General features: G+C 34.9%; 21 protein-coding genes. 12 read left to right on the top strand and 9 right to left on the bottom strand.

What is annotated here, in order from left to right; genetic code table 11:
* Positions 1-8 precede the first annotated feature (8 nt).
* The 5 genes from dapB (at position 9) to GQ598_RS03765 (ending at position 7,545) form a co-directional block, all read left to right on the top strand.
* Entirely contained in the window at positions 9-830 is an 822-nt protein-coding gene (gene dapB / locus GQ598_RS03745) for a 4-hydroxy-tetrahydrodipicolinate reductase (protein ID WP_160402415.1), read from the top strand.
* A gap of 7 nt (positions 831-837) precedes the next feature.
* A complete protein-coding gene (tadA, locus tag GQ598_RS03750; protein WP_160402416.1) occupies positions 838-1,335 on the top strand; it encodes a tRNA adenosine(34) deaminase TadA in 498 nt (165 codons plus the stop codon).
* A 132-nt stretch (positions 1,336-1,467) separates the two neighbouring features.
* Positions 1,468-2,007, top strand: a complete 540-nt coding sequence (gene hpt / locus GQ598_RS03755) for a hypoxanthine phosphoribosyltransferase (protein ID WP_085247860.1) — start codon at positions 1,468-1,470, stop codon at positions 2,005-2,007.
* A 56-nt stretch (positions 2,008-2,063) separates the two neighbouring features.
* On the top strand, positions 2,064-3,740 hold the full coding sequence (locus tag GQ598_RS03760) for an autotransporter assembly complex family protein (protein WP_160402441.1): 1,677 nt from the start codon (positions 2,064-2,066) through the stop codon (positions 3,738-3,740).
* Between the two features lies 1 nt (position 3,741).
* A complete protein-coding gene (locus tag GQ598_RS03765) occupies positions 3,742-7,545 on the top strand; it encodes a translocation/assembly module TamB domain-containing protein (protein ID WP_160402417.1) in 3,804 nt (1,267 codons plus the stop codon).
* 759 nt (positions 7,546-8,304) lie between these two features.
* Here GQ598_RS03765 and GQ598_RS03770 read toward each other — a convergent pair.
* Together GQ598_RS03770 and mnmD are read right to left on the bottom strand one after the other, a co-directional pair.
* Positions 8,305-9,234, bottom strand: a complete 930-nt coding sequence (locus tag GQ598_RS03770; protein WP_160402418.1) for a hypothetical protein — start codon at positions 9,232-9,234, stop codon at positions 8,305-8,307.
* A gap of 186 nt (positions 9,235-9,420) precedes the next feature.
* Complete coding sequence (mnmD, locus tag GQ598_RS03775; RefSeq protein ID WP_160402419.1) at positions 9,421-10,128, bottom strand: tRNA (5-methylaminomethyl-2-thiouridine)(34)-methyltransferase MnmD; 708 nt, start codon at positions 10,126-10,128, stop codon at positions 9,421-9,423.
* An 87-nt stretch (positions 10,129-10,215) separates the two neighbouring features.
* On the opposite strand from mnmD, the gene GQ598_RS03780 reads away from it, so the two are divergent.
* Together GQ598_RS03780 and GQ598_RS03785 are read left to right on the top strand one after the other, a co-directional pair.
* Entirely contained in the window at positions 10,216-10,947 is a 732-nt protein-coding gene (locus GQ598_RS03780; protein ID WP_160402420.1) for a 1-acylglycerol-3-phosphate O-acyltransferase, read from the top strand.
* Between the two features lie 3 nt (positions 10,948-10,950).
* Positions 10,951-11,718: a methyltransferase domain-containing protein gene (locus tag GQ598_RS03785; protein ID WP_160402421.1), complete on the top strand. Its 768-nt coding sequence runs from the start codon at positions 10,951-10,953 to the stop codon at positions 11,716-11,718.
* A gap of 58 nt (positions 11,719-11,776) precedes the next feature.
* On the opposite strand, the gene GQ598_RS03790 is transcribed toward GQ598_RS03785, so the two are convergent.
* The 4 genes from GQ598_RS03790 to GQ598_RS03805 all read right to left on the bottom strand — a co-directional run bounded on the left by GQ598_RS03790 (position 11,777) and on the right by GQ598_RS03805 (position 16,545).
* Positions 11,777-13,117: a GntP family permease gene (locus tag GQ598_RS03790; protein ID WP_370516525.1), complete on the bottom strand. Its 1,341-nt coding sequence runs from the start codon at positions 13,115-13,117 to the stop codon at positions 11,777-11,779.
* A 202-nt stretch (positions 13,118-13,319) separates the two neighbouring features.
* Positions 13,320-14,321, bottom strand: coding sequence for a 4-hydroxythreonine-4-phosphate dehydrogenase PdxA (gene pdxA, locus GQ598_RS03795; protein WP_160402422.1), 1,002 nt, complete (start codon positions 14,319-14,321; stop codon positions 13,320-13,322).
* A 69-nt stretch (positions 14,322-14,390) separates the two neighbouring features.
* Positions 14,391-15,695, bottom strand: coding sequence for a four-carbon acid sugar kinase family protein (locus tag GQ598_RS03800; RefSeq protein WP_160402423.1), 1,305 nt, complete (start codon positions 15,693-15,695; stop codon positions 14,391-14,393).
* 94 nt (positions 15,696-15,789) lie between these two features.
* Positions 15,790-16,545, bottom strand: a complete 756-nt coding sequence (locus tag GQ598_RS03805; RefSeq protein ID WP_160402424.1) for a DeoR/GlpR family DNA-binding transcription regulator — start codon at positions 16,543-16,545, stop codon at positions 15,790-15,792.
* 274 nt (positions 16,546-16,819) lie between these two features.
* Here GQ598_RS03805 and GQ598_RS03810 point away from each other — a divergent pair, with 274 nt between their 5' ends.
* The 5 genes from GQ598_RS03810 (at position 16,820) to GQ598_RS03830 (ending at position 21,116) form a co-directional block, all read left to right on the top strand.
* The gene (locus GQ598_RS03810; protein ID WP_160402425.1) at positions 16,820-17,791 is read left to right on the top strand and encodes an SIS domain-containing protein; all 972 of its coding nucleotides are present in this window, start codon (positions 16,820-16,822) and stop codon (positions 17,789-17,791) included.
* A gap of 147 nt (positions 17,792-17,938) precedes the next feature.
* Positions 17,939-18,865, top strand: coding sequence for an ADP-glyceromanno-heptose 6-epimerase (rfaD, locus tag GQ598_RS03815; protein WP_160402426.1), 927 nt, complete (start codon positions 17,939-17,941; stop codon positions 18,863-18,865).
* 15 nt (positions 18,866-18,880) lie between these two features.
* The gene (gene rfaF / locus GQ598_RS03820) at positions 18,881-19,930 is read left to right on the top strand and encodes an ADP-heptose--LPS heptosyltransferase RfaF (RefSeq protein ID WP_160402427.1); all 1,050 of its coding nucleotides are present in this window, start codon (positions 18,881-18,883) and stop codon (positions 19,928-19,930) included.
* Positions 19,930-20,892, top strand: a complete 963-nt coding sequence (gene rfaC / locus GQ598_RS03825; protein ID WP_160402428.1) for a lipopolysaccharide heptosyltransferase RfaC — start codon at positions 19,930-19,932, stop codon at positions 20,890-20,892. The genes rfaF and rfaC overlap by 1 nt, the downstream gene beginning before the upstream one ends.
* Before the next feature lie 23 nt (positions 20,893-20,915).
* A complete protein-coding gene (locus GQ598_RS03830) occupies positions 20,916-21,116 on the top strand; it encodes a YaeP family protein (protein ID WP_160402429.1) in 201 nt (66 codons plus the stop codon).
* Here GQ598_RS03830 and GQ598_RS03835 read toward each other — a convergent pair.
* The 3 genes from GQ598_RS03835 to trmA all read right to left on the bottom strand — a co-directional run bounded on the left by GQ598_RS03835 (position 21,109) and on the right by trmA (position 24,651).
* Positions 21,109-22,521, bottom strand: coding sequence for a heavy metal sensor histidine kinase (locus GQ598_RS03835; RefSeq protein ID WP_160402430.1), 1,413 nt, complete (start codon positions 22,519-22,521; stop codon positions 21,109-21,111). The genes GQ598_RS03830 and GQ598_RS03835 overlap by 8 nt on opposite strands.
* Positions 22,499-23,185: a heavy metal response regulator transcription factor gene (locus GQ598_RS03840; RefSeq protein ID WP_091349598.1), complete on the bottom strand. Its 687-nt coding sequence runs from the start codon at positions 23,183-23,185 to the stop codon at positions 22,499-22,501. Before GQ598_RS03840 ends, GQ598_RS03835 begins: the two co-directional genes overlap by 23 nt.
* Before the next feature lie 368 nt (positions 23,186-23,553).
* Entirely contained in the window at positions 23,554-24,651 is a 1,098-nt protein-coding gene (gene trmA / locus GQ598_RS03845; protein ID WP_160402431.1) for a tRNA (uridine(54)-C5)-methyltransferase TrmA, read from the bottom strand.
* Positions 24,652-25,005 lie beyond the last annotated feature (354 nt).

The raw sequence follows: 25,005 nt of genomic DNA on the forward strand, positions 1-25,005 counted from the left end.
AAAGTTATATGTCAACAAACATGATTCGTATTGCGATAACTGGCGCTGGTGGCAAAATGGGACGGCAACTTATCCAAGCTGTTTCGCAAATCGAAGGGGTTACCTTAGGTGCAGCATTTGAACGAGCAGGTTCATCACTAATTGGTAGTGATGCTGGTGAAATTGCTGGGATCGGTATGTGTGGCATTAAAGTCACCGATAATTTAGCACAAGCTAAAGACCAATTTGACGTACTGATCGATTTTACCCGACCTGAAGGCACCCTTGCACACTTAGCTTTTTGTGTTGAAAATAAAAAAATGATAATCATTGGCACAACTGGTTTTGATGATGCAGGTAAACAAGCTATTGCTGATGCAGCTAAAAACATTGCCATTGTATTTGCCGCAAACTTCAGTGTCGGTGTTAACTTAGTGCTGAAATTATTGGAAAAAGCCACCAAAATTATGGGCAGTTATACTGATATCGAAATTATTGAAGCGCATCACCGTCACAAGGTTGATGCGCCGTCTGGTACAGCATTAGCCATGGGTGAAGCAATAGCAGATGCACTTGATTGCAACTTAAAAGAGCGTGCAGTTTACTGTCGCGAAGGTCACACAGGGGAAAGACCACAAGGTGCTATCGGCTTTGCAACTATCCGAGCTGGGGACATAGTAGGAGAACATACCGCTATTTTTGCCGATATTGGTGAACGTGTTGAAATTAGTCATAAAGCATCCAGCCGTATGACATTCGCTAATGGCGCTGTACGAGCTTCACTCTGGCTTGCCAAACAACCTGTTGGTTTATACGACATGCGTGATGTTCTAAATCTCAATAATTTATAATTTGAAAATGTCAGATGAAATTTGGATGCGACATGCATTAATGCTTGCTAATCGTGCCGAATCGATAGGAGAGATCCCAGTCGGTGCGGTGATTGTTGATGAAAATAATCAAATTATTGGTGAAGGCTTTAATCAACCTATTAGTAAGCATAATCCCACTGCTCACGCCGAAATACTAGCTATTGAACAAGCGGGTAAATTTTTGAATAACTATCGCATAATTAATACAACCTTATATGTCACTCTTGAACCTTGTATTATGTGTGCTGGCGCCATTATTCATAGCCGTATTAAACGTGTAGTATATGGTGCAAATGATTACAAAACTGGCGCAGCAGGTTCTTTTATCGATATTCTTGCTCAGCAAGGCATCAACCATTATGCAGAAGTGACAGGAGGAGTACTAGCTAACGAATGTAGTACTATTTTGAGTGATTTTTTTAAAAAACGGCGTTTACAACAAAAGGTGACTAAAAATAGTTATCAAAAAATTTTAGGTAACTAGGTGTTCGAGCATAAAATACGAAAATCTATTCCCATGTTAGTTTAATAAAAAATGGGTTCGCTTATTCTTTTTACCAAGGAAAATTGCTAGAATCTCATTTAATTTTTTTAAAATTTAATTTGAGCATTATTAATGAAAAAACACACATTAGAAATGATGATATCTACTGATGATATCCAAAAGCGCGTGATTGAACTAGGTCAACAAATTAGTCAAGATTATCAACATAGCCAAAATGAACTTATCTTAGTTGGTCTTTTACGTGGCTCTTTCATTTTTATGGCTGATTTGAGCAGAGCAATTACCGTTGGACACGAGGTTGATTTTATGACTGCGTCAAGCTATGGTAATGCTGTTATTAGTAACCGTGATGTTAAAATATTAAAAGATTTAGACGAAGATATCCGTGATAAAGATGTATTGATTATCGAAGATATTATAGACACGGGTAATACACTTAGCAAAGTTATGGCTATTTTAAAATTACGTCATCCACGTAGTATTGAAATTTGTACACTGCTAGATAAACCTTCACGGCGCGAAGTGAACGTTCCAGTGAAATATATCGGATTTTCGATTCCTGACGAATTTGTCGTGGGTTATGGTATTGACTATGCTCAGCACTACCGTCACTTACCTTATATTGGTCATGTCACTTTACTTGAATCTTAATATTATACGAGGTCTATGTGTCGCGATTTTCCTGTTCATTAGGTTTACTGTTAGTTATGACAGCGACATCAAGTTACGCTGACATGAAATTATCCATTAAAGGATTATCAGGAGAATTAGCTGACAATGTCAATACACGTGTTTCATTAATTTCCCCCAATAAAGTGGTTGATACGCCCGCTTTTAAGCGGTATTTTGAAAGTGAGGTGCAAAAAGCACTACGCGCATTAGGTTACTATTCGCCAACTTTTGAATATAACGCACAAGATCCCAAAGTCCTTGTCGTTAACATATCACCAGGTGATCCCGTATTAGTTGAGCAGCTCAATGTCAATATTACTGGGGATGGACAAAAAGATCCCGATTTTCAATATTTGCTAAAAAACAACTTACCCAAAATTGGCGATGTGTTAAATCATGGCATTTATGAGTCATTTAAGAAAAGCTTACAAAATTTATCACTAAAAAAAGGTTACTTTGATGCCGATATGCCTAAACATCAATTGGCTGTTTCGACAGTTGAAAATAAAGCCTTTTGGAATATTGATTACACTACAGGTAAACGTTATCGACTAGGTAAAGTCACTTTTCATAACGCCAAAATCCGTGACGATTATTTAGCAAATATTGTTCCATTTAAAGATGGTGAGGAATATACAGCCGAACAATTGTCATTATTAAATAGACGCCTTACCTCAACAAACTGGTTTAATTCAGTGGTTGTTGTACCTGACTTTCCACATTTAACAAAAGACAAAGTTCTACCTATTGATGTTGAAACCTCGCCTCGCAAAAAAAATAATATGGACTTAGGTTTAGGCTTTTCAACAGATAACGGTGTACATGGAAAAATTGGTTGGAACAAACCTTGGATCAATAGTCGAGGACAAAGTTTTCAAAGTAACTTATCGCTATCTTCACCAGAACAACTGGTCACTATGAGTTACAAAATTCCATTAAAAAAATCACCTCTTGAGCAGTATTATACCATTCAAAGTGGTTATAAAAAGATAGATAATAACGACACCTACTCACGTTCTTATACGTTTGGAGCATTGCGCAACTGGGATAATTTTTATGGATGGCAAACAGCATTAGGTTTTAATCTATTACGGGATGATTTTACCCAAGGTGATGCAAGTTTCAAAACATTTTTGTATTACCCTTCACTTAGCTTATCAAGAATTCGTTCTGATGGTGATTTATTAGCGATGTGGGGGGATTCGCAACGTTACTCTGTCGAAGCCGCTGGAGAATCATTAGGGTCAGATATTAATTTAGTTCGTTTTCAAGCTCAACAAGCTTGGATTCGCTCGCTACATAAGTCGCATCGATTTATTGCTCGTGGCAATTTCGGTATTATACAAGCAAGCAATTTTGATCGAGTTCCACCATCGTTTAGATTTTTTGCGGGTGGTGAGCGCAGTATTCGTGGTTATAGCTATCAATCTATTTCACCTAAAGATAAAAAAGGCAAATTAAAAGGTGCCTCTAAACTCATCACAGGTTCAATTGAATACCAGTATAATTTATCAGGTCCATGGTGGGGGTCTGCCTTTGTTGATACTGGCGAAGCCATAGACAAAGTTGATACAACCAAATTTTATACAGGAACAGGATTTGGCATTCGTTGGGCCTCTCCTGTTGGGCCAATAAAAATCGATTTAGCAACACCATTAAATAAAAACACCGGTTCTATTCACCTATATATTGGTCTAGGAAGCGAGTTATAATATGGCTAAAAATTTAGTTAGAATAAAAAAAGTAAAAAAATTAAAACAGATACGCAAATGGAAAAAGCGAAGCATAGCCATTTTATCTGTTATCGTCTTTCTAATTGTTTTTGTTATCTTGTTTATATATACCAGTCTTGGTGTAAAACTAACTACCTATGTTTTAAATAAATTTCTACCTGAGCTAAAGATAGCTCAAGTTGAAGGCACATTACATAATCTGCATATACAAGGACTTTCGCTTGAATTACCGAATGTTAATGTTCAAGTTAATGATGCTTCATTTTCATTAGCTGGACATTGTTTATTAAAAACCCAAGTCTGTGTAAATCAATTTAATGCCGATGGTGTAAAAGTTTCAATTAATACTGGACAAATAGATAGTTCGCCTAGAGAAGAGCCTAACACAGAAAAACGTTTTGAACTCAAAACGCCGTTACCTATAGATCTTAAAAATACCCACTTAACAAATATAAAAGTCACCGTTGATGATATGCAATTTGGTATGTCAGACTTTACTGGTAAAGCAAGGTGGATTAATAATCAAATTTATGTTTATCCCGCTGTAGCAACAGATTTAAGCGCTATTTTTGCCGATAATAAAACAACCAATTTACCTGTTGAAGCAACAAACGAAGATATCGCGCTTAATGAAAAAATTAGCCAACTTTTTAATCAACCACTGATTGATTCATTACCTCAAGTTAATATTCCATTAAATATTAATGTGATAAGTTTAACTGGTAATAACTGGTTATTACATATGGGTGGGCAAGATTATCGATTCAATAACGTTATAATTCAGACTAATATCGTCAATAGTCGTATCATTGTAAAACAAGTCGATACAGATGCTACCACCCCTTACGCAAGCGGACATGCTTCGGTTTCGGGCGAAATCACATTACATGACGACTGGCCAGTATTAGCATTAGTGAAAGCAAATACCGAACAAAACCAATTCGATGCACAATTTTCAGGTAAATTGCTTGGAGAGCTATTAACTAACGCAACGCTTGATGGCTTGAATCAAATAAAAATAAATGGGCGCATCAATTTTATAGAAAAATACTTGCCTATCATGACCCAACTCGAAGGTAAGCATATTCAATGGCCAATTGAAGGACAAGCGCAATATGAATTAAATGATTTTTCTGCATCAATAGAGGGTAACGTGCAGCAGTATCAAATGTCAGCTAAAGGCCATATAAAAGGAGAGGAATTAGCCAACACGATGTTTGATATTGCCGGTACAGGCACTAATCAAGGTGCAATGATCGACCATGGAATAATTAAATTACCCCAAGGTGAAATTAATATAGCAGGAACTGCAAATTGGCAACAAGCACTACAATGGGATACCGACATAAAACTCAATAACGTTGATATCACTAAAGAATTGCCAAATTATCCAATTCGATTAAACGGTCAATTGAAAACAACCGGCTCGCTAGAAAGTGACAAATGGGCATTTAATTTATCCGATTTACAGTTAAAAGGTAATATCAATCATGCTGATTTTTTGGCATCAGGTAATCTATCTGTTAACTCTGAAAATAAAGCCACTGCAGATAATTTTGCGATTAAATGGGGAAAAAATCAGCTCAATATAAATGGCTCAAGTGAAAGCGGCAATTTACTTACAAAGTTAAATTTCGAATCGCTATCGTTATTGATTGACGGCATGCAAGGATCTGTTGTGGGCAATATTGAACTCAATGGCACTGCTAACAATGCCACTATTGATACCAATTTGTCGGTTAACTCATTTTCTTTTGACACAATCAAAGTAGCTAAAGCTAATCTTATTGGCAAAATTCGGTATAAAAACCAATTAAGTGGCAATATCAAGCTCACTGGTCAAACAATAGAGCTACCAAGCCAAATCATCAAAAAAGCAAATATTGAGTTATCAGGCAGTGAAAATCACCATACTTTAACGGTAAATATTGATGGTGATCCAGCATCATTGACAACTTCGTTAACAGGGCAACTTGATAAAGATCGCACAAAATGGAGCGGGACCATTGCGCATGCCCTTCTGAATTTAGGCAAGAACAATAATTGGCAACTCGCTAAATCGTTGGACTTATCTTATGACATAAAGAATCAAATACCAGCCATTAATGCCCATTGCTGGATAAATGAAAAGTCAACTATTTGTCTTGATAAACAATTTTCGCTAACTAAAAACACCGATACCAGTATTACGCTAAAAGAAATTAATCTATCTAAACTACCAATACCTAACGATGGTGAAACCAAACTTACTGGTAATGTAAATGGCAAAATAATCATACAATTTAAAAATGACAATAAAATACCATCAATAAAAGCGAATATAACCAGTCATGATGTTTATATTCAACAAATTGTTACCTCACAGTCGTTGCCACTGCCTTTCGAACTTTTCAAAATCAATGCAGAATTTAATGAACAACAAGCTAAATTAGATTGGATTTTTGGCCTAAATAAACTAGGAAAAATCAGCGGAAATATAGTGATAACAGATCCAACCAATCAAAAAACATTAAGTGGCCAATTAAATATCGATCATTTAGCGTTAGCGATTATTAATCCATTATTAGACAGTAAAGATTATGCTAAAGGTGCCATTAATGGTACGGTTAAATTTTCTGGATCATTAAATGACCCATTGCTAACTGGTAATATTAGCTTGAAACATAGTGAAATACAATCAAGCCAATTACCCATTGACATCAAATCAGCTAAGTTTGATATCAATTTCAATGGGAAATCATCCACATTAAAAGGTGTTTTAACCACTCAAGCAGGTAATGTTAATATTAATGGTAATGCCAGCTGGAATACCTTAGATAAATGGCAAGCTTCGTTAACAGTTAATGGTGCCGCCATGGAAGTTTCAGTGCCACCAATGATTGTTATGACCATTATTCCTGATATTAAAATCAATGCAACACCAGACGAATTAACGTTATTAGGAAAAGTAAGTATTCCAAAAGGTAAAATAACGGTTGAATCGCTACCCTCATCAAGCGTTGATGTTTCGCCCGATGAGGTCATGCTTGGTGCAAATCGAAAAGAAATTAAGGCCCAAGAATTTGGCATGAAAATCAATGGACATATTGAAATTAATATTGAGGATAAAGTGACTGTCGATGCCTTTGGATTAAATGCATCGCTTAAAGGTAATTTAATTGCAACACAAACCAATAAAGGACTCGATCTACATGGAGAGATTTCAATTCCAACAGGTCGATTCCATGCCTATGGGCAAGACTTGATTATTCACAAAGGTATCATCACATTTTCAGGTGCAACCGATCAAGCTATGCTCGACATTGAAGCAATCCGTAATCCAGAATCAATGGAAAATAATAACATCATGGCGGGGATTCGTGTTACAGGATCGTCGGAATCACCTAAGATTGAAGTGTTTTCAGATCCTGCCATGTCACAGCAAGAAGCCCTTTCCTACTTAATTCGAGGTCAAGGACTTGATAGTGCGGAACAAAGTGATAGTGACATGATGACCGCATTACTCGTTGGTATTGGCACAGCAAAAACCGGTAAATATATTGGTGATATAGGTAATGCATTTGGTATCAAAAATCTAACGCTTGATACACAAGGTGCGGGTAACAACTCTAAAGTTGTGGTTAGCGGGTATATATTACCTAACTTACAACTAAAATATGGTGTCGGCATTTTTGATTCATTGGCAACGTTTACTTTACGTTATAGGCTTATGCCGAATCTTTATTTAGATGCAGCATCAAGCTTAGCGCAAACATTGGATCTGATTTATCAATTTGATTTCTAACATTACCCCAAAGGACTCTATGCCCATTACCTTACGCAGAACCTCAATGGAGTAAAATGCTAACACCAGCCTAGCTAAAGCGTGCTAACTGACACTTTAATTAGGCTGCATATCAGATTATGCCATTTCAGTGATAAAATAGTGCTATCAGCATTTATTTTTGTCCAATGGCATATAAACCCATAACACCAAAAAACTTCAATAAAATCAATGTCTTTTCTGACTGATTTTGGGCTAGTAATTAGATCTCTTTAACCAAAAACACCTCCACAAAATCTAACCCAAGGTTATGTTGTTTGTCTTGCTTGACGTCAGAATGTGCCACGATAGAGCGAGGCTAGCACGCCAAACAGGAACGTTTGGCTAGTTTGTGCTTGTGCTATTTGAACGTCTGAGCAAAGCAAAGATGGCCTCGTAAAGGCAAGCGTCAGGATGATACAAGTAATTGTGGAGAGCAGTCTGAAAGGTCACATTATGCAGACAAAGCCTGGGGTCGCTAAGGGAATTCGCTTCAAATTTCCTTAGCTCGGACGTGGTCACTGTCGCCATTTTAATCACTTAAAGCCAAAACATCCGAAACTATCACACAAAACCAAATCAACCCTCCCCAAAACATCACCTGATTTAAAGAAGAAAAACCATTGATTTTATTAAAATTTTTATTTACTAAGTTTACAAATCTATTAGCGCAAAGAACTCGCTAAAAGCGAGTTCTTTGTCAACAATCGATTCCATTCTAATAGAACACGACTAATTGGGTTATTCTTCAATTTTCTTATAAAACCAAGAATATCCCATTCCTCTTTTCGTGTAAGCATCTTTCACTTGACTACAAGGGTATCCTTCTTTTATTGCTTTTTGTAATTTATTTTCTTCATTCCAGTTTAATTTCTGAGCTTTAACGGCTTCTAATTTATCTATGCATGAGTTATATGTAGCAACAAATTCCGCATTATTTTCTGTATAGAATTTGACATACTTATCACTTTCTTTTTTCCATGCTTTTTCCCAACTAACGTTACAAGCTGATTGAAAAACCAGATCCTCTGCACAGTATAGCGATTTTTTTGATTCAATGGTTTGAATATCGACATTGGCTAATTCATCAGCCGCCTTTTCTTCTAGTGCTTTTTGGGCAACACTACACTTAGAGCCAGTTCTTTTATCTAATTTACATAAAGACTGCATTTTTGCTTTAATTTCATTAAAAGATAGCTGTTTTAACTCTTTTTTGCCTTCATCTACTTTTTCTTTATAAACCGTTTCCCAAGCTTCACATTTCGGGCTTTTATTAAACGAAAAACTACTCTTACACTCATCTACCTTTAAATATTCATCAACTGATTCGCCCCATGACATACCAGAAACTTGTTGTCTGATGGCGCTCATTTCAGATTCTACCGCTTGTTTTTTTTCGTCTTCTTTCCGTTTTTTTTCTAATTCATATTTTATCTTTCTGTCTTTTTCAATTGCAGACATTGCAGCACGACATTCAGGATTTTTTTCTACCTTTTCGATACCGCCTTTATCATTTGCTATAAATGCCTTTTCTAAATCCTGATTACATTGCTCTACTTTTTTATTTGCTGAGTCTATATTGTTTAAATAATATTCCTCGTTTTTTTCTTCACAACCCGTTAAAATCATAGCGGTGGTTAATATAATTAAAACGTTTTTTAAGGCTTTCATTTGTTCTCCTATTTAATTTACTTTTATTTTTATAACTATATTAATCAATAATAAATTGTTATTATTGATTAATATGTTACATGAATTAGCTTATCACTTCTAGAAAATTGCTTAATTTTGGGAGTGACTTGTTTTGTTTTCTGTAATTTGAGAAATGACGGTAGTGGATACAGGTAAAAAGCAAACTCACTTATACCCTACTAACATTTCACGTTTTGCACCAAACCCTTTTCGTTTTTCAACGGTAAATCCGGCGCTCATTAAATGACGACGAACAAAACCAGCAGCCGTAAAAGTCGCAAAACTACCGCCTGGGGCTGTTAGGCTAAAACAATTGCTAAATAAACATTCTGACCACATATCAGGATTTTTAGCCGGTGAAAAACCATCAAAAAACCAAGCATCAATCAATACATTTTTCTTAACTAGAAAATCTGAAAAATGCCTAATATCATCATAGCATATTGTCAAACTAACGTTGTCAAATTGGCAGGTAGAATCAATCAAACTAGCCTGAAGTTGTTTTGCTAACGAAAATAACGTTTCATTTTTAGAAACCACATTATCATGTATCTTTATTAGTTCATCTAAAGATAATGGATACTTTTCGACACTGAAAAAGGCAAGATGTTTCAGTATATGATTTGGATGCTCACTTCTAAAATTTAAAAACGTTTGCCATAAAATTAAAAAACTTAAACCTGAACCAAAACCTGTTTCACCAACAATAAATGTATCTTGCTTATGCTGTAAAAAACGCTGATGTAAATCATTACCGTCAATAAATACATACCTTGTTTCCTCAATGGCGCCTTCCGTATTAAAATACACATCATCAAAATGAACAGAAATAGGCGTCTGATTTTCATTCCAAATAATCGTCGATTTATGCATAAATTTCCTTTAAACAGCTATATTTAACAACTGTATATTAATGTTAATTATGTATATAATACGCTAAGTTAACTTATGAGGTAAATTATGGTATTTCTTTTCCGCTTAATTAGTGTGGTTATCATTGGTCTTGTTATTTGTGTGTTAGGCACTATTTTTTGCTTATTTAATCCAAGAAATCCCAAAAATGTGGCAAGATTTGCCCATTTATTTGGTTTTTTCTTTAAACCTATATTTGGCGTAAAAGTTGATACTCGCATTCACCCTAATATTAATAAAATAGGTAGTTGTGTATATATTGCTAATCATCAAAATAACTATGACATCATCGTAGCATCAGATGTCGTACAACCTAAAACAGTCACCGTCGGTAAAAAAAGTTTAGCTTTGATTCCATTTTTTGGGCAACTTTATTACCTTACTGGCAACATTCTTATTGATCGTAATAATAAATCAAAAGCTCACGATACAATCGAACAAGTTGTTAATGAAATCAAAAAACGTGGCATATCTATTTGGATGTTTCCTGAAGGTACTCGTAGCCGCGGACGTGGATTGTTACCGTTTAAAACAGGGGCATTTAAAGCCGCAATTGCTGCTGGAGTACCCATTGTGCCAATTTGTGTATCGCAAACTAATGATATCAAATTGAATCGTCTAAATAATGGACATTTTATTGTTGAAATGCTAGAGCCTATAGAAACAAAAGATCTAAGCAAAGAGGATGCTAGAACCTTAATGGAACAATGCTATAACCAAATGGCTGCTAAAATAGCGCAAATAAATGATGAAGCAAAACAGTTAAATAATCAAAAATAACTCATGAATAAACAAGATCGTAATTTTGATGACATCAGCAATAAGTTTGCACAAAACATTTATGGCACAACCAAAGGAAAAATTCGCGAAGCGATAGTATGGCAAGAATTAGAAAAAATTTTAGTTACTTATCCAACCAATAAGCCACTAACCATACTTGATGCTGGTGGTGGGCAAGGTCAAATCGCCGGCAGGCTTGCCAAGCTTGGACATCAAGTAACACTTTGTGATATCTCAGAACAGATGCTAGAACTAGCAAAACAAAAGGCTCAAGCAGAAAAGGTAAATATAAATTGCCTTTGCTGCCCTATCCAACAGCTTGATAACTTAATTAACCAAAAGTTTGATTTAGTCATTTGCCATGCGGTATTAGAATGGGTAGCAGAGCCAATTGAATTAATAGCATCATTAAAAAAACATCTCAAACCCGAAGGCTATTTATCGTTAATGTTTTATAATTATCATGCGCTTTTATTTAAAACTGTCACATTAGGCAATTTTGGTTACACACAATCAGGGTTAGCTAAACGCAAAAAGAAAACACTTTCTCCCGATTTTCCAAGAGTTCCAACAGACGTATATCACTGGCTTACACAACTGGATTTTACTATTTTACAAAAAACAGGGATTCGCATTTTTCATGATTATCTTACCAATAAATCCAAAGCCGAAACTCACTTTGAACAGTTATTAGAACTTGAGCAAACATATTGCCAAACTGAACCTTATCTTAATTTAGCAAGATATATATTAGTTACTGCAAAAAACTAAATTTGTATTTAGAGATTTAATCAATGGGATATAGCCTTAACCGCTATATCCCATTGATTTAGAAGAATACCGCATTCACTATTAACAAAGATACAGTTCCTGAAGCCCAAAGGACTGTTGAGGTAATACTCCATACCTTAATTTGCTCTTTAACTTCAGTCACACCTAATGAACGATTAACTACCCAAAAATAGGCATCATTGAAATGTGAAAACATAAATGAACCTATTGAACAACCTAATCCCGCCATAATTGGATTAACTCCTAACGTACCAATCATTGGTGCAGTAATACTTGCAGCGGTAATCATTGCAACAACACCCGACCCTTGAATTAAGCGAATTAAAGTTGAAATAGTTAATGGTAATAAAATACCTGGCACACCAATTTGAACAATATATTGAGCAATAATTTGGCCTGTTCCGGAATCACGTAGTACCATGCCCAAAGCACCACCGCCACCAATAACTAATAGAATAATGCCTGCTGAACGTATAGAATTTTCCATTTGATGAACAACATCCTTACGTGGAAATGAATTTGTCAAGGACATTATTGCAATCAATAAGCCAATACCAACTGCGACAATAGGATGCCCCATTGTTTTTATCATAACCGCAATGGTATTATCCCATTTCATTTCACCGACTAATGTAGCACTTAGAATCAAAATAATAGGAGTAATAATTGGAGAAAACGATGCTAAAGCACTGGGTAAGTGTTGATCATCTTCGATATCATTAGGTTTGATAGTCAATCGTTCACGAGTAAAATTTTCACCATCTTCTGTTGGAATTTGATAAATACTACGCCCCACATAACGCGTGTAAATAAATCCTGCAATCGTAATAGGAATAGCAAGTACCATTGCCCAAAGCATGTACTCACCAAGTCCAATACCAAATTGAGAAACAACACCAAATGGGCCAACAGCTGGTGGAATCATGCTATGGCTTATAACTAACCCCATTGCTAATGTTGATCCTAAACCAACAACCGATTTACCAGTACTCCGTGAAATTGCTTTAACTAAAGGTAATAAAACAATAAAGGCTGAATCACAAAATACAGCTAAACTTACTAACAAGCCAATAATTACCAGCGCTAATTCTTCTCTGCCTTTTCCTAGTAAATTAATGAAGACTTGAGCCATCTTTTGTGCTGCGCCACTCATTTGTAAAATGGCCCCCATCATGACACCAAAACCAATTACAATACCAATATTACCTAGTGTATTGCCAAATCCTTTACTAATGGTAGCTATCATAAATTGACCTGGCATACCACCAAGTGACCCTGTAATAAAGGCTGAAATAATCAACGCAGGGAAAGCTTGAATTCTTGTTTTCAAAATCATAAAAAGTAATAACGTGATGGCAACTAATAACCCTGCAATCATTCTCCAACTATTTTTCTCTATAGTTTCTAAACTACCTAGATAAAAGACAATCAGTCCCACTACAAGCAAAATAATACCATTAAGCATGACATAAGGATAAAGTGTCTTTTTTGGATTATTTTTTTTTGACATATAAATTCTCCTTTCGATAGAGAACAAATGCTATCGAATATAAAATTATCTAAAGCAAAAACCACATTGATTAGCATTTGAATTTTGGTGCATACAATGCAGCTAAACGGATTGCCTCAATTAAACTAACTGCATTGGCAATCCCCTTTCCTGCGATATCATTTGCTGTACCGTGATCAACAGAAGTCCGAAGAATTGGCATACCATTAGTAATTGAAATAGTACGATGGAAATCAACCATTTTAGTCGCAATATGACCTTGATCATGGTAAGGAGATAAAACAGCATCATAAGCTCCCCCCATAGCAAAATAAAAAACACTGTCAGCTGGTTTAGGACCACTGATATTAATTCCTTTCTGCTGTGCCATCTCAATACCAGGTAACAAAATATCGTCATCTTCATGACCAAATAGACCATGTTCACCGCAATGAGGATTAATACCAGCTACCGTCATTTTAGGATTTTTAATACCTAATTTGATCAAAGCATCATTACAACGAACAGCATAATCACAAACTCTTTCGGGAGTTAAAGATTGAATGGCATTAACTAAAGACACATGGCGAGTTAAAAAAAACACTCGTAGATCTTTGACCTGAAACATAGTCAAAGGATCTTGACTATTGGTTAAGTCAGCTAAAATTTCAGTATGACCAATATAGTTAACTTGACCTGCTTTTAATGATTCCTTATTAATTGGCGTTGTAGCTATAGCATCAAGCTTACCTTGCATAGCTAGCTCAGTAATTTTTTTGATATAATCAAATGCCGCTTTCCCACATTGACCTTCAATTTTTCCATTTTTGAATGTACTATAATTTAACTCACCACACTGAATAAGGTTTAAAATATTTGGTTCATCCCGCACTTGTGATAAATCGTTAATAACATTGATGTGTAGGTTAACTTTGGAAAAGTTACACGCATCGGCTAAGATTTTTTTATCCCCAGTGACTACCACACAACCATATTGATATGTTTCTGGTTCGGCGATACTTTTAACAACAATTTCTGGTCCTATTCCAGCAGGATCACCCATTGGTACCCCGATCATACAACGACGACTCATTTTTCGACTCCTTAGAAATAGTAATAAAAAACATAGAATGAATAATTTTTAAATAAATCAGTTACACAATTATGGATTAGGCTTTTGACTTTCATGAGATGAAATCTTAGTACTTAAATAATCAATGCAGTGAACTAGTGTATTGTCATTACCCACAAATCCACCTTTTGTTACAATTGAATAACCATCACATTTTCCTCCCACCAAATGCCCATAAACTGTTAAAGGTTCAATTTCATCTTTTAACAAAAAACCACTACTCCCCAAACGATTAACAACATTCACTGTTACATCTCCACCACTCGTGTAAATACCGCGAATGATTGATTCAGGGTGAAACAAAACTTGAGCAGTAATTTCTGCAATTCCTTTATTTAATGCATTACTTATTTCAACTATGCTCATATTGTAGCCTTCTGCAAGGCTAGTCAGATTAGAGACCTGCTCAGGTGTTTCAACCGTATCAATGCCAATTACATCAAACTGCTCTATTTTGGTTAATAATCTAGTTACAATCGGTTCGGCTTTTTTGGTATCTTTAGATATCTCAATTAATTCACTTACCAACACTGTTTCTAACCACACTTTTCGATCGTATTTCAACTTTTTAATTTGTCGTTGGGTTAATTCAGACACACTACCAATTGCAATAAAAACTTTATTTGCCATCTTTCGCTCACTTGAATAGCGCAAATGCGCAAATTGTGCAGTAAAAGGACCAGGATCAACACAAAAAACAGGTAAATCGGCATTATTTGCAGCTTGCGCAATAACACTTATATCGGTATCGGTTGTTGCATCAAAGATCACAATACGTCCACCTTGCTGATAAACCTGCTTTAGCCTTTGCTCTATTCTTTCTTTACCTTCTAAAACATCTTTTAGGGCTATATGTGAAATAGGATAACGAGACTGGCATCGAAATAATTCAAGAATAGATGATTCAGTCATAGGATTTTTAGGATCATTACGCATGGCAGTATTTTGTAAAGGAATGCCATTGACTAATAGAGAACCACCAACACAAATTCTATCACTTGAAGGATAAACTGGTACAACCAATGCCATTAAGTCAGGATCATTATCAATGACAGCATCGACTTCAGCCCCTAAGTTACCACGTAATGTTGAATCAATACGTTTACTAATAAGGGGACGATATTGTTTAAACTGACTGATACAATTAACAACACGAGAATAAGCTTCCTTATATGGAATTGAGCGAGAGTCTGTTGCAAACGAAATCACATCAAATCTAGTTAAATCTTCATTAAAACTTTCTAAACATGTAATTGCATTGAACCCTTTTTTGCTTAACAATGCACTCGTGGCATTGGCGCCTGTTAAATCATCGGCTACAACGGCTACTTTCATATATTTGCTCCCTATCGATACTTAAGTTCATTAAATGAACTCATTTTTATACATCTTCACAAAACGGTATTTTCAAATATGGTTAATACCCTCCTTAATAAATAAACTTAATATCTTGATTCACTAATTTTTTTTCGAAACTTTCAGGAAATTTTTTTTCTGTGATTAAATAATTAAATCGATTCAAATCACAGATCTTAAATCGACAACGTAATCCTAATTTGCTACTATCAACTAATAATGCTGATTGAATCGATCTTGATACAGCCATCCATTTACAATCAGCTTTAATTTGTGTTGTAGTAAGTGCACCATCTTCAAAATTAAAACCATCAGCACCAATAAATGCCAAATCAATAACCTGTTCAGATAAATATTTCATTGTCTGAGTGTTATAAGTTGCAACAATGGAGTTTTGTACTTCCCCAGGGCAAATAATAGTATTGATCTCTGGACGATGAGTTAATTCAATCGCAATATGTAAATCAGGTGTAATAGCAGTGATAGGAACATTGATATTAAGAGCAAATTCTCGCATAGTGGTTCCCGCATCAATAAAAATAACCATACCAGGTTGTAATAAGCCGGCTGCAATTTTACCCACCTTTTTTTTACTTTCTGAAAAACGGCTTTGTTTGACATTGTAAAGCGGAGTACCATTTAAAAAACTTCGCTTTATTTCACCACCATAAGAAACTCTAACTAGCCCCTTTTCTTGCAAAATTTTTAAATCACGACGTATACTCATATGTGAAACTGAAAATAGATTCGATAACAAATTAATAGTAGCGACATCATACTCATCTAAATATTCGAGAATTCGTTTATATCTTGGTAATTCTTGGTTCATAAGATATCTCTCTGTTAAGTTGGATTAATTGTAAATAGTTAATAATGCAAAATATGTTAATCATTTAACACTTTCACACCACAATTTAACAATTGTGATCACAGTCAAACTTTAATGTTTTGATGGATAGATTTTTGTTAATCATTGAGATTATTTTCACCATTACACATAAAATTATTCATAGAAACTACTATAGAAACAAACCTAAGTAAGCAGTACATTTATATAAATAATTCAAAAAAATATACTTTAAATAAAGAAATGGAATAATCATATGCTAAATAAAAATGAAATCATTCAAACAGCAAAACAGGTTTTACACACAGAGGCAAAAGGTATTAAATCAATTATCAGCACGATCAACGAAAATTTTGTTAAAGCTGTCGAATTAATTCTAACAACTAAAGGGAGAGTTATTGTTACTGGTATAGGCAAACCCGGTTATATTGCACACAAGTTATCAGCAACATTAATGAGTACTGGAACACCTTCATTTTATTTGCATCCAGCTGAAGCCATTCATGGTGATTTAGGGAGTATTACCAAAGATGATATCATCATTGCTATATCAAATAGTGGTGAAACTTCTGAAATTGTTAATATTTTACCAACTATTAAATTAATCGGTGCACCGTTAATTTCAATATGTGGTAATGCATCATCAACACTGGCTCAATTTGCTAGCTGCCATTTAAACGCACAAGTTAAACAAGAAGCTTGTCCACATAATTTAGCACCAACAACCAGCACCACAGTACAATTAGCACTAGGCGATGCACTAGCTATAACGATAATGCAAGCAAAAGGATTTACCGATAAAGACTTTGCGTTTTATCATCCTGGTGGTAACTTAGGGAAAATACGATTAAAGACGGTTAAAAATTTGGTTAAAATGCAGAATAGAAAAGCATTTATAACATCAGAAAAAAATATATATAACGCTATTTTTGTAATGACTGATTCAGGCATTGGCGCAGTTGGTGTGATAGATAAAAACAATATTTTACTAGGCATCATCACCGATGGTGACATTAGAAGACAGCTCAAAGTTTATCCCGATTTACTAAATAAAAATGTAAAAGAAATAATGATAACCAATCCTACAACAATAAATGAAAATCAATATGTTAGTGAAGCAATTTTAGTTATGGAACACCATAAGCCTAGACCTATCACTGTTTTACCTGTAATTGATGATAAAAATCATTTTCTTGGGATGATGCATATTACAGACATTCATCATTAAAATTTATTTTTATCAAAAATAATGTCTTGCAAATTATGCTAGTGGAACCTTATTAAAATAACTATATAAACTAAAATGAGCACTCGAAAAATTTATCATAAATCGTTATCATAAGCAGATTAATTTTATTGGTTAAGGAAAATAATCATGATTGTTGTAACGGGCGGTGCCGGATTTATTGGTAGTAATATTGTGAAAGGTCTGAATGATCTAGGACATAAAGACATTTTGGTTGTTGATGATTTAACCGACGGCACTAAATTTGCCAATTTAGCTGATCTAGATATTGCCGATTATATGGATAAAGACGAGTTTATTGCAGCTATTATTAGTCATGAAGATCTTGATATTGATGTTGTTTTTCACCAAGGTGCTTGTTCATCAACCACTGAATGGGATGGTAAATTTATGATGGAAAACAATTACGACTATTCAAAGGACTTATTGCATTATTGTTTAGACTTCAACATTCCATTTCTATATGCATCATCAGCTGCGACGTATGGCGGACGCAGTGATAACTTTATTGAAGACCGTGCTTACGAAAAACCTTTAAATGTTTATGGTTATTCTAAATTCTTATTTGACCAATACGTAAGACAACTGTTACCCCAAGCTAATTCACCGGTTTGCGGATTCCGTTATTTTAATGTCTATGGACCTCGCGAATCGCACAAAGGCAGCATGGCGAGTGTTGCATTTCACTTAAATGAACAGATTAACAAAGGTGAAAAACCAAAACTTTTTGCTGGCAGTGAAAATTTTAAACGTGACTTTATTTATGTTGGTGATGTCGTTGCGGTCAATTTGTGGTTCTGGAAAAACAAAATCTCGGGCATTTATAACTGTGGAACAGGTCGAGCAGAATCATTTCAAGCTGTTGCTGATGCAGTACTTAACTACCATAAAAAAAGCGAAATTGATTATATTCCTTTCCCTGATCATCTAAAAGGACGCTATCAAAGCTATACCCAAGCTGATCTGACTAAATTTAGACAAACGACATGTTCAATCGAATTTAAAACCGTTGCAGAAGGCACTGCTGAATATATGAAATGGCTAAATGAACAATAAAACGGAATTAATTAAATGAAAACACTCATTATTGGTCCTTCATGGGTTGGCGATATGATGATGTCGCAAAGTCTGTATCGTACATTGAAACAACTTGATTCTAATAACCAAATTGATGTTTTAGCACCTGCTTGGTGTCGAGCGCTGTTAAATAAAATGCCAGAAGTGAATCAAGCAATTGCAATGCCATTAGGGCATGGTGAGTTTGCTTTAGCAAAACGTCACGAAATAGGAAAATCACTACGTGATAACCATTATGATCAAGCAATTGTGTTACCTAATTCATTTAAATCCGCATTAATCCCATTTTTTGCAAAAATATCTAAACGCACAGGTTGGAAAGGTGAAATGCGTTATGGATTATTAAATGATATACGAAAACTTGATAAGCAGGCCTTTCCACTAATGGTTGAACGCTATGTTGCACTTGCTTATCCTAAAAATCAAATTCACTCGGCATCGGACTTACCACAGCCTCTGTTATGGCCTAAACTCAATGTTGAACAAGATGAAATAACGCAATCACTTTCAACTTTTACAATTGCACAAGATAAACCATTAATTGGTTTTTGCCCAGGCGCTGAATTTGGCCCTGCAAAACGTTGGCCAGATTATCATTACGCAGCTCTTGCCGATATGCTAGTTCAACAACATGCTAAAATTATTATTTTTGGTTCAGTAAAAGATCGCAACGTTGGTGAACAGATTATTGCAAAAATGACACATGGCGATCAATGTATTAACTTAGCTGGACAAACCCAATTAGAACAAGCAGTGAGTTTAATTGCCGCTTGTAAAGCGATTGTTACTAATGATTCCGGATTAATGCATGTTGCTGCTGCATTAGATAGACCACTGGTGGCACTTTATGGACCAAGTAGCCCTGATTTCACACCACCATTATCAAATAAAGCCGAAGTTATTCGTCTAATTACTGGCTACCAACGTGTACGCCAAGGTGATGCTGAACAAGGCTATCACCAAAGCTTAATTGATATTAAACCTGATAACGTATTTGAGACATTAATGAAACTCATTATGCGTTGTGAAAAGAGTAATGGATAATGCGTGTACTAGTTGTTAAAACATCATCCATGGGGGATGTACTTCATACTTTACCAGCATTAACTGATGCGGCCAACAGCTTATCAAATATAGCTTTTGATTGGGTAGTAGAAGAAAATTTTGCCCAAATACCCAGTTGGCACTATGCAGTAAATAAAGTGATCCCTGTTGCAATAAGACGCTGGAGGAAAAGCTGGTTTGCCAAAACAACTCGCCAAGAACGTCATGACTTTATCCAGACCTTAAGACAACAACAATATGATGCGATTATTGATGCGCAAGGACTTATTAAAAGTGCATTCCTTATTACTCGTAAGGCTCAAGGCATTAAGCACGGTTTAGATCGAAAAAGCATCAAAGAGCCCATTGCCAGTTGGTTTTATGATGTAAAACACAATGTACCCAAACAGATGCATGCCATTGAGCGCATTAGATTGCTGTTTGCGCAAAGTCTACAGTACCAACTACCTAATTCAATGGGTGATTATGCCATTGCGCGCCACTTTTTATCTTCACTACCTAGCGATAATCAGCAGTATCTAATTTTTTTACACGCAACAACCCGCGATGAAAAACATTGGAGTGAAGACGCTTGGCGAAAATTAATTAAATTAGTTGAACCAACAGGATTAAGAATAAAGCTACCTTGGGGGGCACCACATGAACAAGCACGAGCAATTCGCCTAGCTCAGGGATTTCAACATGTCGAAGTACTTCCCAAATGTCCACTTTCTGACATAGCAACCATTATTGCTGGAGCAAAAGCGGTTGTTTCGGTTGATACAGGACTAAGTCATCTAACTGCTGCATTAGATCGTCCCAATATTACTTTATTTGGCAAAACTGATCCTAAACTAATCGGAGGATATGGAAAAAACCAATTCAGTATTATCTCAAACGAAAAAAGCATGCAAACCATTCAAGCCGAACAAGTTTATCAACAATTAGCTAATTTTTTATAAGTTAACCAAAAGGAAAGTATGCAATGAATAAATATAGCGAACTTATTTGCGAAAAATACGCACAAATTGGCAGTAACGATCTGGGTTATATTGAAGATGCCTTAGGAGCTGTTATGCAAGTGTTGGACGATATTGTTCGTAACGATCAAGTACCACAAGAACTAAAAGATAAAGCTGCTTATGCAGCAGCTAATTTATTGATCAGCGACTTTGATGTTAAATAGCCGCTGGTAAACTAATAATAAATCTCGTAGATTGCTCATCGGATTCAGCATAAATTGAGCCTTTATGCGTTTCAACAATGGATTTTACGATCGCAAGCCCTATGCCTGTACCCGAACTATCATTACCATTACGGTGGCGTGACTCATCAACCCGATAAAACCGATCAAAAAGATGTGGTAAATGTTTACTATCAATTTTTTTACCTGGATTAGCAATAATAATCCTAATGCGTTTTTCACTAACTTGACTTAAAGTTATTGTGATAATTTGGTTTTCTGGTGTATAACGAATTGCATTGGATAAAATATTACTAATTGCTCGCCCTAACATCATCTTGTCCCCTTGAATATGGGAACAGTTACCTTCAAGGTTAAAGATGATATTTTTCTCATCAGTCAGTGGTTCAAAATACTCACACATCATTGTGATCATATCATGTAAATCAATATCAATTAAATTGGGTACCAATTGACGATTATCTGCTTGTGCTAAAAATAGCATATCAGAAATCATCTGCGACATTTTTTCGTATTCTTCTAAATTAGAATATAAAATCTCACGGTATTCGTTAGTCGATCGAGCATTACTAAGCACAATTTGTGTTTGTGTTGTTAGATTGGTAATAGGTGTTCGCATTTCATGAGCAATATCTGCCGTAAAATTTCGTTGACGCTGAAACACATCCTCCATACGATTAAGCATATGATTAAATGCTTTTACTAAGCTAACGTATTTAATGGGAACCAAAGATGTAGGAATACGGTAATTCAAGCTTTTAAGATTAATTTTCTCGATCTTTCTAATCAATCGATTTATGGGTTTTTGAGTAAAATAGATACTAATAAAGGAACCAATTAATGCCAAAATACAAGCAATACCAATAAGTAATCCTAAACCATCGTGTAATCGTTGAATAAATTCAATATATAAATCACGACCAACAGCAGCTATAGTAGTGTATTGTTTACCATTTTCAATAACAACGCTTGACGCAGCAACCCGATACGATGCTTTATCTTGATTCCAAATAGTTGTGCTGTGATTTTTAATAATGGCATCAAAATCAATTTGAGTTTTAGCAAAGGCTAAATTTGGACCACGGGTTCGATAAACAATTTTACCTGTATCATCAATAACATAAACAAACAAACGATGATGACCAGTTAAAATTAGTAATAAATTCTGAATAAACTCATCACGATTATCATCTGGAGAATAGTAAACAAGCTCGCGTTCAATAGAATCAATAACCGAATTAAGTTCGGAGACATTGTGTTGAATTGATATTTTTTCAAAAGAGTGTTCAATTAAAAAACTGAAACAATAAAGCAGACCACTTGTTAACAAACAAACAGCAAGCGGCAAACGAAATGAGATTAACTTACTCGTTTTCATCCAAGACATCTAACTTATACCCCATTCCACGAACTGTATGAATTAACTTTGGTTCAAAATCGGCATCGATTTTATTACGTAATCGTCGAATCGCGACATCAATCACATTAGTATCGCTATCAAAATTCATATCCCAAACTTGAGACGCAATTAAGGAACGAGGCAACACCTCTCCTGGATACCGTAAAAAATACTCTAACAATAAAAATTCTTTATTAGTTAAATCAATACGTTTATCTCCACGAGTTACTGTTCGTTTATGAAGATCCATGACCAAATCAGCAATACTCAATTGAGAATTATTGACCTGAGGAACATTACGACGAAGCAGAGATTTAACTCGTGCTAATAATTCGGCAAACGAAAAAGGTTTTACTAAATAATCATCTGCACCTAAGTTAAGACCTTTTACTTTATCATCCACACTACCCATAGCTGTGAGCAACATAATTTGGACATCTTTACCTGCTTCACGCAATGACTGAACAATTTTCCAACCAACAATATCTGGCAACATGACATCTAAAATAATTAAATCATAGTCTTCAGTCATGGCTCGATGATAGCCATCAAGGCCATTATTTGTTAGATCAACAACAAATCCAGATTCAACTAAACCTTGGCGAAGATATTCACCTGTTTTTTGCTCATCTTCAACTACTAACAATTTCATATTTGAATACTTCCTTTGTTATTTGTCTGATTGCCGAAATTGCATAACAATGCTATAGAATAAATGACAGACGCTAAACCAACCATGATAAATTTATGACTATTTTGTAATAATAATGTCATCAATTAGTTGGTTTTTTTTTGTTATAGTAGCCACACAATGATTCATGAAGCTAGACATTACTGTTTCATTGTTTTATTTCCTTTCATCCATTCCTTGCAATTTAATGCACCCTAGTTTATCTAGGGTTTTTTTTATTCTAAATCGATGTAAGTTTGCATATAAACTGAAAACAGCAAGCAGTTAGGTATAGATGTCGGAGTATTTTAGCAAATAATATTCTATATTCTACATTCTTTTACTTTCTTTTACTTTTTACACAACACAATACCTGTTTCAATATGATCGGTATAAGGAAACTGATCAAACATAGCAAAATGTTGAATTGAATGTGTTTTGGTCAATAGCTGCAAATTATCACGCAATGTATAAGGATTACACGAAATATAAATAATAGTTTTATAGGATTTCAATATATCAATGGTATTTAAATCCAATCCACTGCGGGGTGGATCAACAAGTACCGTATCACACTGATAATCATCTAAATTAATCCCTTTTAAACGATTAAACTCGCGTTCTTTTTTAATTGCGCAAGTAAATTCTTCGGCCGATAATCGTACAATAATAAGGTTATCAATATGATTAACAGCAATATTATACTGAGCTGAATAAACCGATGCTTTAGCTATTTCGGTAGCCAACACTTTGCGGAAATTTTGTGCCAGCGCTATTGAAAAGTTACCATTACCACAATAAAACTCAAGTAAATCACCTAACGAGTTTTTAGTGACTGATATAGCCCACTGTAGCATTTTAATATTTACCGCAGCGTTAGGCTGAGTAAAACTATTTTCGACTTGACGATAAACGAACACTTTATCCATTACAGGCAAAACTTCATCAACATAATCGACATCTATGGCAATTTTTTGATTACTTGCTCGCCCAACGATATGAACATCTATCCCCTGCTCAGCTAATTGCATTTTTAATTTTTTTGCTTCAATAATCCATGCATCATTTAACTTTTTATGATACAAAAGCGTAATCAATAGCTGACCACTTAATGTCGAAAAATAATCAATTTGAAATAATAAATGGCGAAGTAACTGATTATGTTGCAACAAAGGCAAAATAGCTTGCATGGATCGATTAATGAGTTTAGTTGCGATAGGAAATTCATCGACCCTAATCCTTTTTTTTGTTTTTTTATCATACATAACATGATAAAGGTCTTCGCCATCATGCCAGATTCTAAACTCGGCACGCATACGATAATGGCTTATAGGCGATGAATAAACTGCTAATTCGGGAAGTGAAAAGTCTGATAATAATGCCTTTAAATTATCTACTTTTTTTTCTAATTGTTGATTATAGTTATCATTCGAAAAACATTCAGTCATAGTCATTATCTGGTAGTGATTATAGGAGTACTATTTAATATGAAATTCTAAATTAATTTGCGTTAGCTTATAAAATGGTTAAGCACCAAACTATTTAAATTAATTTAATGTCTACAGTGTAAACAAATAATCATTTCGCATGGCATAACCACGCCTTAATCTTAGCATAAATAACCAATGATGATAAGTTTTGCTGAAATAAAGCGTATAATTATCAGACATACAGACAGGCTTTAAATCACAAAAAATTACCAGCAATTAAACACCTCATAAAGAACGAATAATAATCCATCACACTTTTATTGATTGTAGTTATAACAATTGCCGTTATAATGTGCCCTATAATTTTAGATA

The organism is Gilliamella sp. Pas-s95, from assembly GCF_009795795.1.
Lineage (GTDB): Bacteria > Pseudomonadota > Gammaproteobacteria > Enterobacterales > Orbaceae > Gilliamella > Gilliamella bombicola.